This is a genomic window from Mycobacterium sp. E1747 (assembly GCF_001667775.1).
In the GTDB taxonomy this organism is placed as follows: domain Bacteria; phylum Actinomycetota; class Actinomycetes; order Mycobacteriales; family Mycobacteriaceae; genus Mycobacterium.
On sequence record NZ_LZJI01000232.1, the window covers coordinates 1 to 13,619 of the forward strand.

Below are 13,619 nucleotides of genomic sequence, written 5' to 3' on the forward strand. Positions count from 1 at the left end.
CGCGTTCGCCCACCCCGAGCGCGACAGGCGGGTGGCCGTCGCGATCGTCGTGCTGACGGCGCTGCTGGTGAGCACCTCCCTGGCGTGGACCGGCCGGCTGACCCCGCCCGGCACCTTCACCGCGATACCCCGGTATTGGCAGGAAACCGCCGACTGGCTGGACCGGCACAACGCGGGCACTCCGGCGCCCGGCCGGGTGCTGGTGGCACCGGGGGCGCCGTTCGCGACCCAGGTGTGGGGCACCAGCCACGACGAGCCGCTGCAGGTGCTCGGCGGCAGCCCGTGGGGCGTTCGCGACTCCATCCCGCTGACGCCGCCGCAAACCATCCGGGCGCTGGATTCGGTGCAGCGCCTCTTCGCCGCCGGGCGCCCGTCGGCGGGGCTCGCGGATACGCTTGCCCGCCAAGGTATTTCGTATGTGGTGCTGCGCAACGACCTGGATCCGGACACGTCGCGCTCGGCGCGGCCCATCCTGGTACACCGCGCCGTCGACGGTTCCCCCGGGCTGCAGAAGGTGGCGCAGTTCGGTGAGCCGGTGGGTCCCGGCACCCTCGCGGGTTTCGTCGCCGACAGCGGCCTGCGACCCCGATATCCGGCCGTCGAGGTGTACCGGGTCACCGGCGGTTCGGGGGCCCCGTACTTCGCCGACGTGGATCGGCTGCCCCGGGTCGACGGCGGGCCGGAGGTACTGCTGCGCCTCGACGAGCGCCGCCGGCTGCAGGGCCAGCCGCCGTTGGGTCCGGTGCTGATGTCCGCCGACGCGCGTGCCGCCAACCTCCCCGCGCCAGCGGTGACCGTCACCGATACCCCGGTCGCCCGCGAGACCGACTACGGCCGGGTGGACCAGCACTCGTCGGCCGTGCGGGCCCCGGGCGACGAACGGCATACCTACAACCGGGTGCCCGACTATCCCGTCCCCGGCGCCGAGCCGGTCGTCGGCGCGTGGACCGGGGGCCGGATCACGGTGTCGAGCTCGTCGTCGGATTCCACGGCGATGCCAGACGTCGCACCGGCGACGTCCCCCGTCGCCGCCATCGACGGCGACCCGGCGACGGCGTGGGTGTCCAACTCGCTGCAGGCCGCCGTCGGCCAGTGGCTGCAGGTCGATTTCGACCATCCGGTGACCAACGCCGCGCTCACCCTGACGCCCAGCGCCACCGCCGTCGGCGCCCAGGTGCGCCGCATCCTGATCGAGACCGCGACCGGCAGCACCACCCTGCGGTTCGACGAGCCCGGCAAGCCGCTCGCCTCCGCCCTGCCCTACGGCGAGACGCCATGGGTGCGGATCACCGCCGCGGGCACCGACGACGGATCGCCCGGCGTGCAATTCGGCATCACCGACCTCTCGGTCACCCAATACGACGCGTCCGGATTCGCCCACCCGGTCGAGCTGCGGCACACCGTGCGGGTTCCCGGGCCGCCGCCAGGCTCCGCGATCACCGGCTGGGACCTGGGTTCGGAGCTGCTCGGCAGGCCGGGTTGCGCGACGGCGCCCGATGGCGTGCGCTGCGCGCCGTCGATGGCCCTGGCGCCCGAGGAACCGGTCAACCTCAGCCGGACGCTGACCGTTCCGGCACCGACGTCGGTGACGCCGACGGTGTGGGTGCGGCCGCGCCAGGGACCCAAGCTGGCCGACCTGATCGCCGAGCCGGGCACCACCCGGGCCCGCGGCGACGCCGACATGGTCGACGTTCTCGGGTCGACGTTTGCGGCTACCGACGGCGACCCGGCCACCGCGTGGACGGCGCCGCAGCGGGTGGTGCAGCACAAGACCTCGCCCACGGTGACGCTCACCCTGCCGCGACCCACCGAGGTCACCGGGCTGCGGCTGGCGCCCAGCGCCTCGGCGCTGCCCGCCCACCCGACGATGGTGGCGGTCAACCTCGGCGACGGGCCGCAGGTGCGCTCGTTGAAAGCCGGTGAACCGCAGACTCTTTCGCTGAACCCGCGGGTGACCGACAGCGTCACCGTGAGCCTGCTGAATTGGGGCGACGTCATCGATCGCAACGCGCTCGGTTTCGATCAGCTCAAACCGCCGGGTCTGGCCGAGGTGGCGGCGCTCGGTGCCGACGGCAACCCGATCGCGCCCGCCGACGCCGCCCGCAACCGCGGCCGCGAGATCACGGTCGACTGCGACCACGGCCCGGTCGTCGCGGTCGCGGGCCGGTTCCTGCACACGTCGATCCGCACCACCGTCGGAGCGCTGCTCGATGACGAGCCCATTGCCGCGCGCGCGTGCGACCCCGATCCGGTCGCGCTGCCTGCGGGCCAGCAGGAGCTGCTGATCAGCCCGGGCGCTCAGTTCGTCGTCGACGGCGCAGAGCTGACTTCCCGGGCCGCCGCCCCGCTCGCGCCCGCCGCGGTCGCCGTTCCGGTGTGGCGCACGTGGGGTCCGGACCGCCGCGAGGTGCAGGCGCCGCCGTCGTCCACTTCGCGGGTGCTGGTCGTCCCCGAAAGCGTCAACCCCGGTTGGGTCGCGCGCACCAGCGGCGGGACTCGGCTGACGCCGGTTGCCGTCAACGGCTGGCAGCAGGGCTGGGTGGTGCCCCCCGGGGATCCCGGCACCATCACGCTGACTTTCCCGTCCAACGCGCAGTACCGGGCGGGGCTGGCGGTGGGGCTGGCCTTGCTGCCGCTGCTGGCCATGCTCGCGCTGTGGCGCACGAAGAGCCGGCGGACCGACGGTGCGCCGCCCCGGCCGTGGAACCCGGGGATGTGGGCCGCGGTCGCGGCGGTGGCCGCCGCGGCGGTGGTCGCCGGGGCGGCCGGCGTCGTCATGGTGGGTGTGGCCCTGGGGCTGCGATATGCGCTGCGCCGCCGGCGCTTGGACGGCGGCGCGATGGTGCTGAGCGCGGGCGGTCTGATTCTGTCTGGGGCGGTGCTTTCGCGGCATCCCTGGCGATCGGTGGACGGTTACGCCGGGCATTCCGCGAATGTCCAGCTGCTGGCGCTGATTTCGCTCGCGGCGCTCGCCGCCTCAGCGGTGACGCTGCCCGAGCGTGCGCGTAAGCCCCGCGAGGGATAGCCGTCGCGGCTATTGGCTAACCGTTTACCGGCTGATTGACTGGATATGCGGGTTTGTGTGACCACCACCGTCCGAGGAGTTACGACCATGGGCTGGTTTTCCGCACCCGAATATTGGCTCGGCAGAGAGGTGCTCGAGCGGGGCGCCGCGGTGATCTACCTGCTCGCGTTCGTCGCGGCCGCGGCGCAGTTCCAAGCGCTCATCGGGGAACACGGAATGCAGCCGGTCCCGCGATTTTTGGCCGGGCAGTCGTTTTGGCGGACTCCCAGCCTCTTTCATCTGCGCTACTCCGATCGCCTGTTCTCGACGGTGTCCTGGTTCGGGGCGGCGCTGTCGGCGGCGATCGTGGCCGGTGCGGCCGACGCGGCGCCGCTGTGGGCCGCGATGTTGATGTGGCTGACGCTGTGGGTGCTCTACCTGTCGATCGTCAACGTGGGGCAGAGCTGGTATGCGTTCGGCTGGGAATCGCTGCTGCTGGAAACCGGCTTTCTGATGATTTTTCTCGGCAACTCCCAAGTGGCGCCGCCGGTGTTGACATTGTGGATGGCCCGGTTGCTGTTGTTCCGGGTCGAGTTCGGCGCGGGGTTGATCAAGATGCGCGGCGACCCCTGCTGGCGGGACCTGACGTGTCTGTACTACCACCACGAAACGCAGCCGATGCCTGGGCCATTGAGCTGGTTCTTCCACCACCTGCCGAAGCCGCTGCATCGAATCGAGGTGGCGGGCAACCACTTCTCCCAGCTGATCGTGCCATTCGGGTTGTTCGCGCCCCAACCGGTGTCCAGCGTCGCCGCGGCGATCATCGTCGTCACCCAGCTGTGGCTGGTGACGTCGGGCAACTTCGCCTGGCTCAACTGGGTGACAATCCTCTTGGCGTGCAGCGCAATCGACGACTCATGGTTCAGCTCGCACCTTCATCCGGCGTTCCCGGTGACGCCGATATGGTTCACCGCGCTGGTGATCGCGTTCGCGGCGGCGATGTTGTTCATGAGCTACTGGCCGGCGCGCAACATGTTATCTTCGCGGCAGCGAATGAATATGTCATTCAATTCTTTTCATTTGGTCAACACCTACGGCGCATTCGGCAGCATCGGACGCGTCCGTCGCGAGGTGGTGATCGAAGGCACCGACGAAACGCACCTCACCGAGCAGACGGTCTGGAAGGAATACGAATTCAAGGGCAAGCCCGGCGCCGTGCGCCGAATTCCGCGCCAGTGGGCGCCCTATCACCTGCGGCTGGACTGGCTGATGTGGTTCGCCGCCATCTCCCCCGCCTACGCGCAGCCGTGGCTGACGCCGTTCCTGCAGCGGCTGCTGCGCAACGATCGGCCCGCGCTGCGATTGTTGCGGCACAACCCGTTTCCGGATGCGCCGCCACGCTATGTGCGCGCGCGGCTCTACGAGTACCGCTTCACCACGCCCGCCGAGCTGCGCCGCGAGCGAGCGTGGTGGCATCGGGAGCTGATCGGCGGGTACGTCCGCCCAATGGCGCTGACGACAGATTCCGGAACGGGACGGGGCTAGCCGGGCGTGGGCCGGTCGAGCAGTTGGAGACGCGCGTCGAGCAGACGTGGGTAGTACCAGTAGTAGCCGGCGAGATATGCGAATGCCACCGACAGCAACAGGCCTCGCAACGTGAAATGTTTTGCGTCACCGATGAAGCCGACGACTTGCACCGCCACGAGGATCCAACACACGGTGATCATCAGTTTGGCAGAGCTCGCGACGGAGTCGCGCGTTCGCTCGATCAGTTGCCTCGCCGCCCGACGCATTGCCGGGTCATTGGGAAGAGCGCCTGAACGCATCGCCTTGGACACTTGACGACATTCAGAGAATGACAGTGTTCCGAGCGCGGGGCGCAGCCCCGCCATGCGGCGCACCGAGCCGAGCGCAGTGGCCAGGCCGATCACCAGTGCGACGATCGCGACGGTGATCCACCACGGTGCGCTGGTCCAGTGCGACCGGGACGGCTCGCTGGGGTAGTCGCCCAGCATCACGATCGGTGTCAGGCCCACCATCACCATCAGGGTGTACAGCGGCCACTGCAGCCACCACGGTCTCAACGACAGCCACAACGACACGAACGAAAACGTTAGCGAAGCGCGGCCCGGGCTATGCCGCGTCGTCGTCGTCATCGCCGTCGCGGAGGGGTTTTTCTCCGGTGGTGGAAGGTGTTGGTGCGGGGTTGGCCGCGGTCGTGGTGTGGGGGTGGGATCCATTGGGTGTCGCCTGTGGTGTTTTTGCGGGTGGTGCAGCCGCGGGGTTTGAGCATGCGGCGGTGGGGTCCGCAGGCGAAGGTGAGGTTGTCGATGTCGGTGCGCCGCGATGTCGCGTAGTCGGTGACGTGGTGGACTTCTCGACGAACGTACGACAGCGTGCCGCGCGGCGACGTCCACAGAAACCGTCGTTGACGACCACTTCGGCGGGGTAGGTTTATAGGGCTGTTGTACTGCGCTGACGTTCGTGCGGGGGCGGTGGAGTGCTAGATATCGCGGAGCTGATCGCGAAGGCTGGGGAAACCCCTGGGAGATAAATCGGAGCCTGCAGGCGGGTAGCCCCTGGCAGATCGACCGTCTTGCCCAGGCATTCCACGACGCGGGTCGGTGCACAGCTGCGGCCAGTGAGGACTTTGATCAGGCCAAGAACCGATTCGATGCCGCCTGGAACCACCAAGACGGCGATCATCCGATCAACGACTCCGCTGAAGTGGAACGCGTGACTAAAGCGCTCGGCTGGCAATCTGAACGGCTGCCCAAGATCGGGTCGGATTTGGAGAACATCGCCGCTGCTTTGGCGGAGGCACAGAAACGAGGCATGACTGAAATCCGCACGCTCAATCACCAGTTGGAGATGCTTGACAAAGTCGTCGTCGCGGCGCAGAAAGACCTTGAAGACCCGACCCTCGATGCAAAGAGCCGCCATGCGCTGTTGACCTTGATTGAGGACGCCAAAGCCGATGAGGCAGACGACGTTCGCGATGCCCTAGTGCAGATGCGGTTGATTCGTGGCGTGTACACCGGCACGCTGCACGCGGCGCAAGCTGACCTCGTCAGGGACGGCTACGACCCGGCCGGGATCTGGGCTGATGCCCATTTCGGCCCCGGCGGACCACCTCTTAACGGCGGCGGCACTGGTCCGAGGATTGACGGTCCTGGCACGCCGCCCCTGCTTGAAGGCCTGAACACGAGAGACCAAGATGACTTGGACTTGTCAATTCCCGGAACGGGAATCGCGCTTGGTGGCGACGGCGCTCACGGTTACCCCAACATCCTGGTTCCCCCCGATGGCGATACACCTGGCATCAACGGTCCGAACCCGATACCGCACCCGGAAGGCACGCGTCCGTTGCCGACCGGAACCGCAGTCGGCCCCAACGGTGAGCACTACGGCTTCTACGGTCTTGTCCCGTACAAAGGGCCCGACGGCCAGCCCAACACGCAATTCTCTGTGCCCGACACCGTGGTGGTCGACCTCGCTCACCCCGACAAAGTGCTGTTCACACTTCACGGCATTTCTCAAGCTAGCGGCGCATTCGACCCGAACACCGGGAAGATGGTCATCATGGGAAACAACCAAAACGGGCAGCGCGGGTTGTGGGAATCTGCACCGATCAACCAGAACGGCAACTGGGGAAATACGTTGCAACCTAAGGGAACTTTCAACGGTGCACTCAACGGCAATCGCGAAAGCCAGATCGTGGCCCTTCCCCAAGGGAAAGGCTTCATGATCGTCGGCGCGGCCGCTGACAAGCCGATCCAAGGTGCCGTCGCCAGCACGCCCCAAGGCCTGCTCAATGCGTCACCGACGCCGCTCGTCGGGCAGCTACCAGACATCCCTTACGGGCCTACATTTACCGACATACGACAAGTAACGGCAAAGACGTTGTCACCATGCGCGTCAGCACCTACGGGGTCGGTGTCTACGATCCGAAGACCTATACAACAACTTTCACGGTCACCCCGGGAAGCTGAAAGGGGCTCAAGCCGATGCCAACCATCCGTCGAATGCTCACCGCAGCCGCCTCAGTCATCAGCCTGGCCACAATGTCGGCATGTACCCAGTCACACGCCGACCCGGTATTTCCCGACCCGTCCGGCTACCCGCGCCTCAACGTGTTCGACTACGGAATCGAGCTGCCAAACCCTCAACGCGATCCCACTACCGCCATCTATTTCCTGACACCCGAAGGGATTCCGTGCAACTTCCGCACCGGTAGCGTCGAATGCATCGGCAATATCCCCGGCGTACCGGATAGTGACAAGAACCCCTTCACTTCGGTGTCGACAGACAGCGGCATTCGAGCAGCCACAACAACTCCATACAGTGACGGGTCGGTTCAAGGACACCCGCTCAAGCCGCTCCCACCGCTACAAGCCTTAGCCGCTGGCGGGACATTTTGTGGGGTCGACGGCTCGGGCGCCACCGCGTGCAAAGACTCCCAAGGCCGAGGTTTCGTGATCTCGCAACGAGGCACCCGCTGGCTGCCCCACGTCTAAGCCGCCAGCTCGGCGCACCCACCCGTATGACTCGCAAAATTACGAGCGACTGAACGCGTCTGGTCCCGACTAACCGACGAGCTGGCACACCATTCCGGCGATGCTGATCAGGATTCCCGCTGGCGCCGGAGAGCTGTCTTGGACCGCCGAAAATCGCCACCCACGCACACTCGCGCAAAAGATTTGAATATTTTCGGCTAGAACCTCAACTGAGGTCCGCGACCAGGATGTCGTTGACCAACCTCAGGTCTTCGATTGCCTGGTGCACGAAGGCGTCTGCTCGTTCCAGATCCTCTGGGGTGCTGTTAGGCCCCAGTGACATGCACAGGTGCGTGGCCGTGTGGAAGTCATTGATCTCGGACTGCAGGGCAGCAGTCAACGCCGGATCCGGCGTGGGCAGGTGGGCCTGAAGGCCGATGGTTTGTTCATCGTGGACCGCCGAGCATGCCGACCGTAGGGCGTTGATGTCGTTGGCTTCGATCGCGTTGACCGCCGCCTGCATGAAGTTGGCCGTATTCGCCAGGTGCTCTTGGGCCTGCGAGTACCACTCCGGAACGCCGGGGTAGCCGGCGCTCGCCGTCCCCGCCGAAGCCACGGCGTACAGGGCCGCCGCGACGGCGGCACCACCCAGGCGCATGTGAACGTGCCGGACCCGCCGCATGTCCTAAGGCTCCGCGCCCGGGAACCCGATCGATAGGGCCTTCCGGCCCGCGCGCCGAAGGCCCCACTAGCGATGATGTGAGGACTAAATCCCCTCGCAACAGCGGCGGCCACCGCGAAGGATCCGAGAATGAGACCAGGACTTGCGGGTTTGGCAACCGTGCTGGCGCTGTCCGGCTCACTGTGGCCTGCGGATTTGATGCTCGGTCCCGGTATCGCCCACGCCGTCTGCTCCACGAACAACGGCGGTAATTAGCCGCCGGAATGCGCACCGCCGGAGGGACCGCCGGGTTGCTACACCTCCCACATCTGCAGCCAGATGTGGTGCCCGAACGTGGGCCAGATGCGCCGGATGCCGGATTGGGACCGCAACGTCTGCCACACCTAACTATTTCGCGCCCGACTCCGGCCTGCCCGCGCTGATCATCCAAGGACAGCCACCGGGGTTGCGGCTGCCGCAGAACACCGGCGTATGCCCGCCGTTGGCTTGGATGTACCCGTAAATCACAGCGTCTCGTCCAGCTCGCCGAGCCGGTCGGTCAACCGCAGATTCTCGGAGTAGTCAACGGGGCAGGAGATCACCGACACGCCGTCATCGTCGAGGGCGGCCCGCAGCGTCGGCAACAATTCCTCGGCATGGGAGATCCGATACCCCTTGGCGCCAAAGCTTTCCGCGTACTTCACCACATCGGGGTTGCCGAACTTCACGTAGTAGTGCGCGCCGAGTTCGAGGTCCATCTTCCACTCGATCAGGCCGTAACCGCCGTCCTCCCAGATCAGCACCACCAGCGGTATCCGCTCGCGGACGGCGGTCTCGATCTCCTGGGAGTTCATCAGGAACGCGCCGTCACCGACGACCGCCAGCACCTTCGACTCGGGCCGTGCCAGCTTGACACCCAGCGCGCCCGGCAGCGCAAACCCCATGGTGGACAAGCCATTTGATACCAGGCAGGTGTTGCACTCGTACGTCGGGTAGAGCCTGGCCATCCACATCTTCGTGGCGCCGGTGTCGACCAGGACCACGTCGCCGCGGCCCAGCGCCGCGCGGGTGTCGGCGACGATCCGGGCCGGGGCCAGCGGATAGCGTGAATCTTCTTGGCCACGGCCGAATTCCTCGGCGAGCAGGCCGTGCCCGGGAACCTCCGGGTCCGCCTCGTAGGCGTGGCCGTCCAGCCCGTCCGTCAGCGCATCCAACGAAGCGCTGATGTCGCCGATGATCCCGACGTCCACCGAATAGTGGGCGTCGACCTCGGCCGGGAACCGGTGGATGTGGATGATCTTCTTGTCCGCCTGCGGGTTGATCCGGACGGGGTCGAACTCCTGCAACTCGTAGCCGACGGCGATCACCACGTCGGCATTGTCGAAGCCGAAATTCACGTAGTCGTGCCGCATGAACCCCAGCGTTCCGATGCTGTTGGGGTGGTCATCGGGCATCACACCCTTGCCGTGGAAGGTGTTGGCGACGGGAATGCCGAGTTCCTCGGAAAACCGCACCAGGGCCGCGGTGGCGTTGCCGCGGGCGGCGCCGTGCCCGGCCAGCACCACCGGCCGCTTGGCCTGGCGCAGAATGTCGACCGCGCGCTCCACTTGTCCGGGTGCGGGTGCGTCGGCGCGAACGACGTTGCGCGGCAAAGGCGTCAGGTCATAGTCGGTCTCATCGGCGTCGATGTGCTCCGGCACTGCCAAGTACACCGCCGCCGGGCGCTCGGTCTCGGCGACTTTAAACGCCTTGCGGAACATCTCGGGGATGGCGCGGGCGGTCGGCACCCCGGCGGCCCACCGCGTGATGGGCGCGAACATCGACACCAGGTCGACGTACTGGTGCGACTCCTTGAACTCCCGGTCGTGCCCCACCTGAGCGGAGATCGCGACCAACGGGGTGCTGTTGGTGGTGGCGTCGGCCACCCCCAGCTGCATGTTGATGGCGCCGGGGCCCAGGGTGCTCGACACCACCGCCGCTCGCCCGGTGACGCGCCCGTACATCTCGGCCATGAAGGCCGCGGCCTGCTCGTGCCGGGTGAGCACGTAGCGGATGCTGGAGGAGGCCAGCGCCTGCACGAAGCGGATGTTCTCCTCCCCCGGCAGGCCGAAGACCACGGAAACACCCTCGTTTTCCAGGCACTTGACCATCAACTCGGCGGCTTTACTCATCCGGCACCTCCCTTGAGGGAACGATAGTGGCAGGCTGGGTGTTGGACCTCTTACCAACCCCGAAGCGAAGGATTGCAGCGTGCCCATCGCCACGATCAACCCGGCCACCGGCGAGACGGTGAAGACCTTCACCCCGGCAACCGACCAAGAAGTCGACGCGACCATCGCCCGCGCCTACGCCCGGTTCCAGGACTACCGCCATAACACCACCTTTGCCCAGCGCGCGCAGTGGGCAAACGCGACCGCCGACCTCTTGGAGAAGGAGGCCGACGACGTCGCCGCGATGATGACGTGCGAGATGGGCAAGACGCTGGCCTCGGCCAAAGCCGAGGCGCTCAAGTGCGCCAAGGGCTTTCGGTATTACGCCCAGAACGCCGAGCAGCTGTTGGCCGACGAACCCGCGGATGCGCAAGCGGTCGGCGCCAAGCGGGCCTACACCCGCTACCAACCGCTCGGCGTGGTGCTGGCCATCATGCCGTGGAACTTCCCGCTGTGGCAGGCCGTCCGGTTCGCCGCGCCGGCGCTGATGGCCGGCAACGTCGGCATCCTCAAGCACGCCTCGAACGTGCCGCAGTCCGCGCTCTACCTGGCCGACGTCATCGCCCGCGGCGGCTTCCCGGACGGCTGCTTCCAGACACTGCTGGTCTCATCGAGCGCCGTGGAGCGCATCCTGCGCGACCCCCGCGTCGCGGCCGCCACCCTGACCGGCAGTGAGCCGGCCGGGCAGTCGGTCGCGGCCATCGCCGGCGACGAGATCAAACCCACCGTGCTCGAGCTCGGCGGCAGCGACCCGTTCATCGTCATGCCGTCGGCGAACCTGGACGAGGCCGCCAAGACCGCGGTCACCGCGCGCGTCCAGAACAACGGCCAATCCTGCATCGCCGCGAAGCGGTTCATCGTTCACACCGACATCTACGACGAGTTCGTCGATAAGTTCACCGAGCGGATGGCTGCGCTCAAGGTCGGGGACCCGACCGACCCGGAGACCGACGTGGGCCCGCTGGCCACCGAGTCCGGCCGCGACGACATCGTCAAGCAGGTCGACGACGCGGCCGCGGCGGGCGCCACGATCCGGCTCGGCGGCAAGCCCATCGACGGACCGGGCTGGTTCTACCCGCCGACGGTGGTCACCGACATCACCAAGGACATGGCGCTCTACACCGAAGAGGTGTTCGGTCCGGTGGCGTCGATGTACCGGGCTAAGGACATCGACGAGGCGATCGAGATCGCCAACGCCACCACGTTCGGGTTGGGGTCCAACGCCTGGACCAACGATGAGGCCGAGCAGCAGCGCTTCATCGACGACATCGAGGCCGGCCAGGTCTTCATCAACGGCATGACGGTGTCCTACCCCGAGCTGGGCTTCGGCGGGGTCAAGCGTTCCGGTTACGGCCGCGAACTCGCCGGCCTCGGCATCCGCGCGTTCGTCAACGCCAAGACCGTGTGGGTCGGGTAGTGGCGATCGCAAGCGCGGCGTAGCCGGGCGCAGCGGGTCGCCACCATCGGCGACGGCGACGCGGTGGACACCGCCGGCGGCAGCAAGGTCGAATAGCTCAGGCGGACGCGGCGGCCAGGGCCTTCTCGTCCTCGTCGGCGAAGGTGTCCTCGAGCTGCAGCGGCGAGTAGTCGAGGTCGATCTCTTCCAGCGGCCGCCCGCGGGCGCTGGAGATGGTGCCGAAGCGCCGCATGCCCTTGTCGGCCGCGTACCCCATGAATTCATCCACCGAGAGGCCGAACGGCATCGGATCGTAAAGGGAGAAGCCCTCTTCGATCAGGCGCAGCCCGAGCGGCATCAGCTCGTTCATCCGCGTCTCGAAGACGCCCCAGTTGGCGTCGTCGGCGGCGACGTGACGGCGGCAGGTGAACGTGCCCCACGCCATGTGGCGCCGCTCGTCGTCACCGATGCGCCGCACCAACTCCTGCATGCCGGGCAGGATGCCGCGCTCCACGCAGATCTTGTGCCAGCCGAAGTAGCCCGTCAGCGCCAGCATGCCCTCGACCATGTGGTTGTAGGTGACCGAGGCCCGCACCTGGGCGGCCGGGGACGGGTCGACCGACAAGGCGTTGAGGCAGTCAGGCAGCTCCTCGTAGAAGACCGTCCGGTAGGTGGGGATGTCGTCGAGGTATTCGTGCAGGTCGCCGGTGACGCCGACGGCGTCCAGCCACATGCGGAACACCTGGACGTGCTTGGCCTCCTCGAACGCGAACTGCGTCAGGTACATCTCGTCGCCCAGCCGGCCCTCGGCGCGCATCGCCGACATGAACGGCTGGATGTCCTCGGTTACCGCTTCCTCACCGGCGATGAACTCCGCGCAGAGCCGGGTGGCGTAGTGGCGTTCGTCGTCGGTTAGCTGCTCCCAGTCGGCGCGGTCGCGGGAAAAGTCGATGTCGGCCGGGTTCCAGAACTTCGCGTTGCCGCCGGCGAACAAGCGCAGCGGCAAGCTGTCCCAGTCGAGCCCGCCCTTGACCATCGAGCCCGAATGCGTGCGTGTCATGTGACCTCCTCGGATTGTTGCGGGGCTGAGTGGACGGGTGGGCGCGGGGACGCCGCGAAGGCGGCCGCCAGCACCCCCACGAGCCGGCGCACGGCCAGTGCCGGTTGCTCGGGGGTGGGTTCGTCCAGCCCGAGAACCGGGTCCAGGCCGCGCATGTACGGCGCCAGCGCCAGGTGCGGAAAGATCAAGAGCAGCAACGACAACAGCGCGTCGGTGTCGGAGTCCGCGCGCAGATCGCCGCGCGCCTTCGCGTCGCGAACCAGCGGCCGCATCACTTCCAGGTAGTGCCGGTGGATGACGTTCTGCACGCTGACGCGGGCCTCGGTGTCGACTTCCAGGGTCGCCGCGGCGTGCAGCGCCCGTTCGTGCGGGTGGTCGGCGAAGTAGGCCACCCACGCGTCGAGCCAGTCGGTCAGGAAGTCGAAGAACGGCCGGCTCGGGTCGAGCTCGCGGATGCGGTCTTCCATGTACGCGCGGACCCGCTGGCTGCCGATGTCGGCAATGAACGCAAACAGGTCGCGCTTGTCCGCGAAGTATTGAAAGAGACTGCCCTTCGCGACGCCAGCCCGCCGCGCGATGACGTTGAGGCTGCCCCGGGAGAAACCGTGCGCCCCGAACTCCTGCTCCGCGGCGTCGATGATCGCGGCACGCCGGCCGGGGTCCACCCGAGCCCAAGTCACCGTTGGCAATGCGGCCCCCTCGCGTTGAATGACCACTGGTCATATTACGGTGATCTGTGTCACAGTCAAGAGGTCTGGCCGCGGCAGTCTTATGCGGCGAGCGTCACGCTGG

General features: G+C 67.1%; 10 protein-coding genes and 1 pseudogene. 5 read left to right on the forward strand and 6 right to left on the reverse strand.

What is annotated here, in order from left to right; translation table 11 throughout:
* Together A5695_RS24885 and A5695_RS24890 are read left to right on the forward strand one after the other, a co-directional pair.
* Window positions 1–3,025 (forward strand): alpha-(1->3)-arabinofuranosyltransferase family protein (locus A5695_RS24885; protein WP_068088827.1); only part of this gene is annotated, 3,025 nt, incomplete at its 5' end.
* Window positions 3,026–3,112: 87 nt separating this feature from the next.
* A complete protein-coding gene (locus A5695_RS24890) occupies window positions 3,113–4,549 on the forward strand; it encodes a lipase maturation factor family protein (RefSeq protein WP_068088831.1) in 1,437 nt (478 codons plus the stop codon).
* Here A5695_RS24890 and A5695_RS24895 read toward each other — a convergent pair.
* Both A5695_RS24895 and A5695_RS29930 read right to left on the reverse strand, forming a co-directional pair.
* Window positions 4,546–5,106, reverse strand: coding sequence for a hypothetical protein (locus A5695_RS24895; RefSeq protein WP_068088834.1), 561 nt, complete (start codon window positions 5,104–5,106; stop codon window positions 4,546–4,548). The two genes, A5695_RS24890 and A5695_RS24895, sit on opposite strands and share 4 nt — an antisense overlap.
* Window positions 5,107–5,137: 31 nt before the next feature.
* A pseudogene (locus A5695_RS29930) lies at window positions 5,138–5,417 on the reverse strand (hypothetical protein); the annotation flags it as partial.
* Between the two features lie 323 nt (window positions 5,418–5,740).
* Here A5695_RS29930 and A5695_RS28080 point away from each other — a divergent pair.
* The gene (locus A5695_RS28080; RefSeq protein ID WP_231974967.1) at window positions 5,741–7,204 is read left to right on the forward strand and encodes a hypothetical protein; all 1,464 of its coding nucleotides are present in this window, start codon (window positions 5,741–5,743) and stop codon (window positions 7,202–7,204) included.
* A gap of 522 nt (window positions 7,205–7,726) precedes the next feature.
* Here the strand turns inward: A5695_RS28080 and A5695_RS24905 are convergent.
* The gene (locus tag A5695_RS24905; protein ID WP_068088840.1) at window positions 7,727–8,182 is read right to left on the reverse strand and encodes a hypothetical protein; all 456 of its coding nucleotides are present in this window, start codon (window positions 8,180–8,182) and stop codon (window positions 7,727–7,729) included.
* 129 nt (window positions 8,183–8,311) lie between these two features.
* Here A5695_RS24905 and A5695_RS30080 point away from each other — a divergent pair, with 129 nt between their 5' ends.
* The gene (locus A5695_RS30080) at window positions 8,312–8,437 is read left to right on the forward strand and encodes a hypothetical protein (RefSeq protein ID WP_255398696.1); all 126 of its coding nucleotides are present in this window, start codon (window positions 8,312–8,314) and stop codon (window positions 8,435–8,437) included.
* Window positions 8,438–8,685: 248 nt separating this feature from the next.
* Here A5695_RS30080 and A5695_RS24910 read toward each other — a convergent pair whose 3' ends face one another.
* Entirely contained in the window at window positions 8,686–10,332 is a 1,647-nt protein-coding gene (locus A5695_RS24910; protein ID WP_068088843.1) for an acetolactate synthase large subunit, read from the reverse strand.
* 79 nt (window positions 10,333–10,411) lie between these two features.
* On the opposite strand from A5695_RS24910, the gene A5695_RS24915 reads away from it, so the two are divergent.
* A complete protein-coding gene (locus A5695_RS24915) occupies window positions 10,412–11,788 on the forward strand; it encodes an NADP-dependent succinic semialdehyde dehydrogenase (RefSeq protein WP_068088846.1) in 1,377 nt (458 codons plus the stop codon).
* Window positions 11,789–11,885: 97 nt separating this feature from the next.
* Here the strand turns inward: A5695_RS24915 and A5695_RS24920 are convergent, their stop codons facing one another.
* Both A5695_RS24920 and A5695_RS24925 read right to left on the reverse strand, forming a co-directional pair.
* Window positions 11,886–12,827, reverse strand: a complete 942-nt coding sequence (locus tag A5695_RS24920) for a R2-like ligand-binding oxidase (protein WP_068088855.1) — start codon at window positions 12,825–12,827, stop codon at window positions 11,886–11,888.
* Window positions 12,824–13,516, reverse strand: a complete 693-nt coding sequence (locus tag A5695_RS24925) for a TetR/AcrR family transcriptional regulator (protein WP_068088968.1) — start codon at window positions 13,514–13,516, stop codon at window positions 12,824–12,826. The genes A5695_RS24920 and A5695_RS24925 overlap by 4 nt, the downstream gene beginning before the upstream one ends.
* Window positions 13,517–13,619: the final 103 nt, after the last annotated feature.

What these genes read in the sequence shown, in the direction of transcription:
- A5695_RS24890 (WP_068088831.1), top strand. Translation starts at nt 3,113, where the DNA reads ATGGGCTGGTTTTCCGCACCCGAATATTGGCTCGGCAGAGAGGTGCTC.
- A5695_RS24905 (WP_068088840.1), bottom strand. Translation starts at nt 8,182, where the DNA reads ATGCGGCGGGTCCGGCACGTTCACATGCGCCTGGGTGGTGCCGCCGTC.
- A5695_RS30080 (WP_255398696.1), top strand. Translation starts at nt 8,312, where the DNA reads ATGAGACCAGGACTTGCGGGTTTGGCAACCGTGCTGGCGCTGTCCGGC.
- A5695_RS24910 (WP_068088843.1), bottom strand. Translation starts at nt 10,332, where the DNA reads ATGAGTAAAGCCGCCGAGTTGATGGTCAAGTGCCTGGAAAACGAGGGT.
- A5695_RS24920 (WP_068088855.1), bottom strand. Translation starts at nt 12,827, where the DNA reads ATGACACGCACGCATTCGGGCTCGATGGTCAAGGGCGGGCTCGACTGG.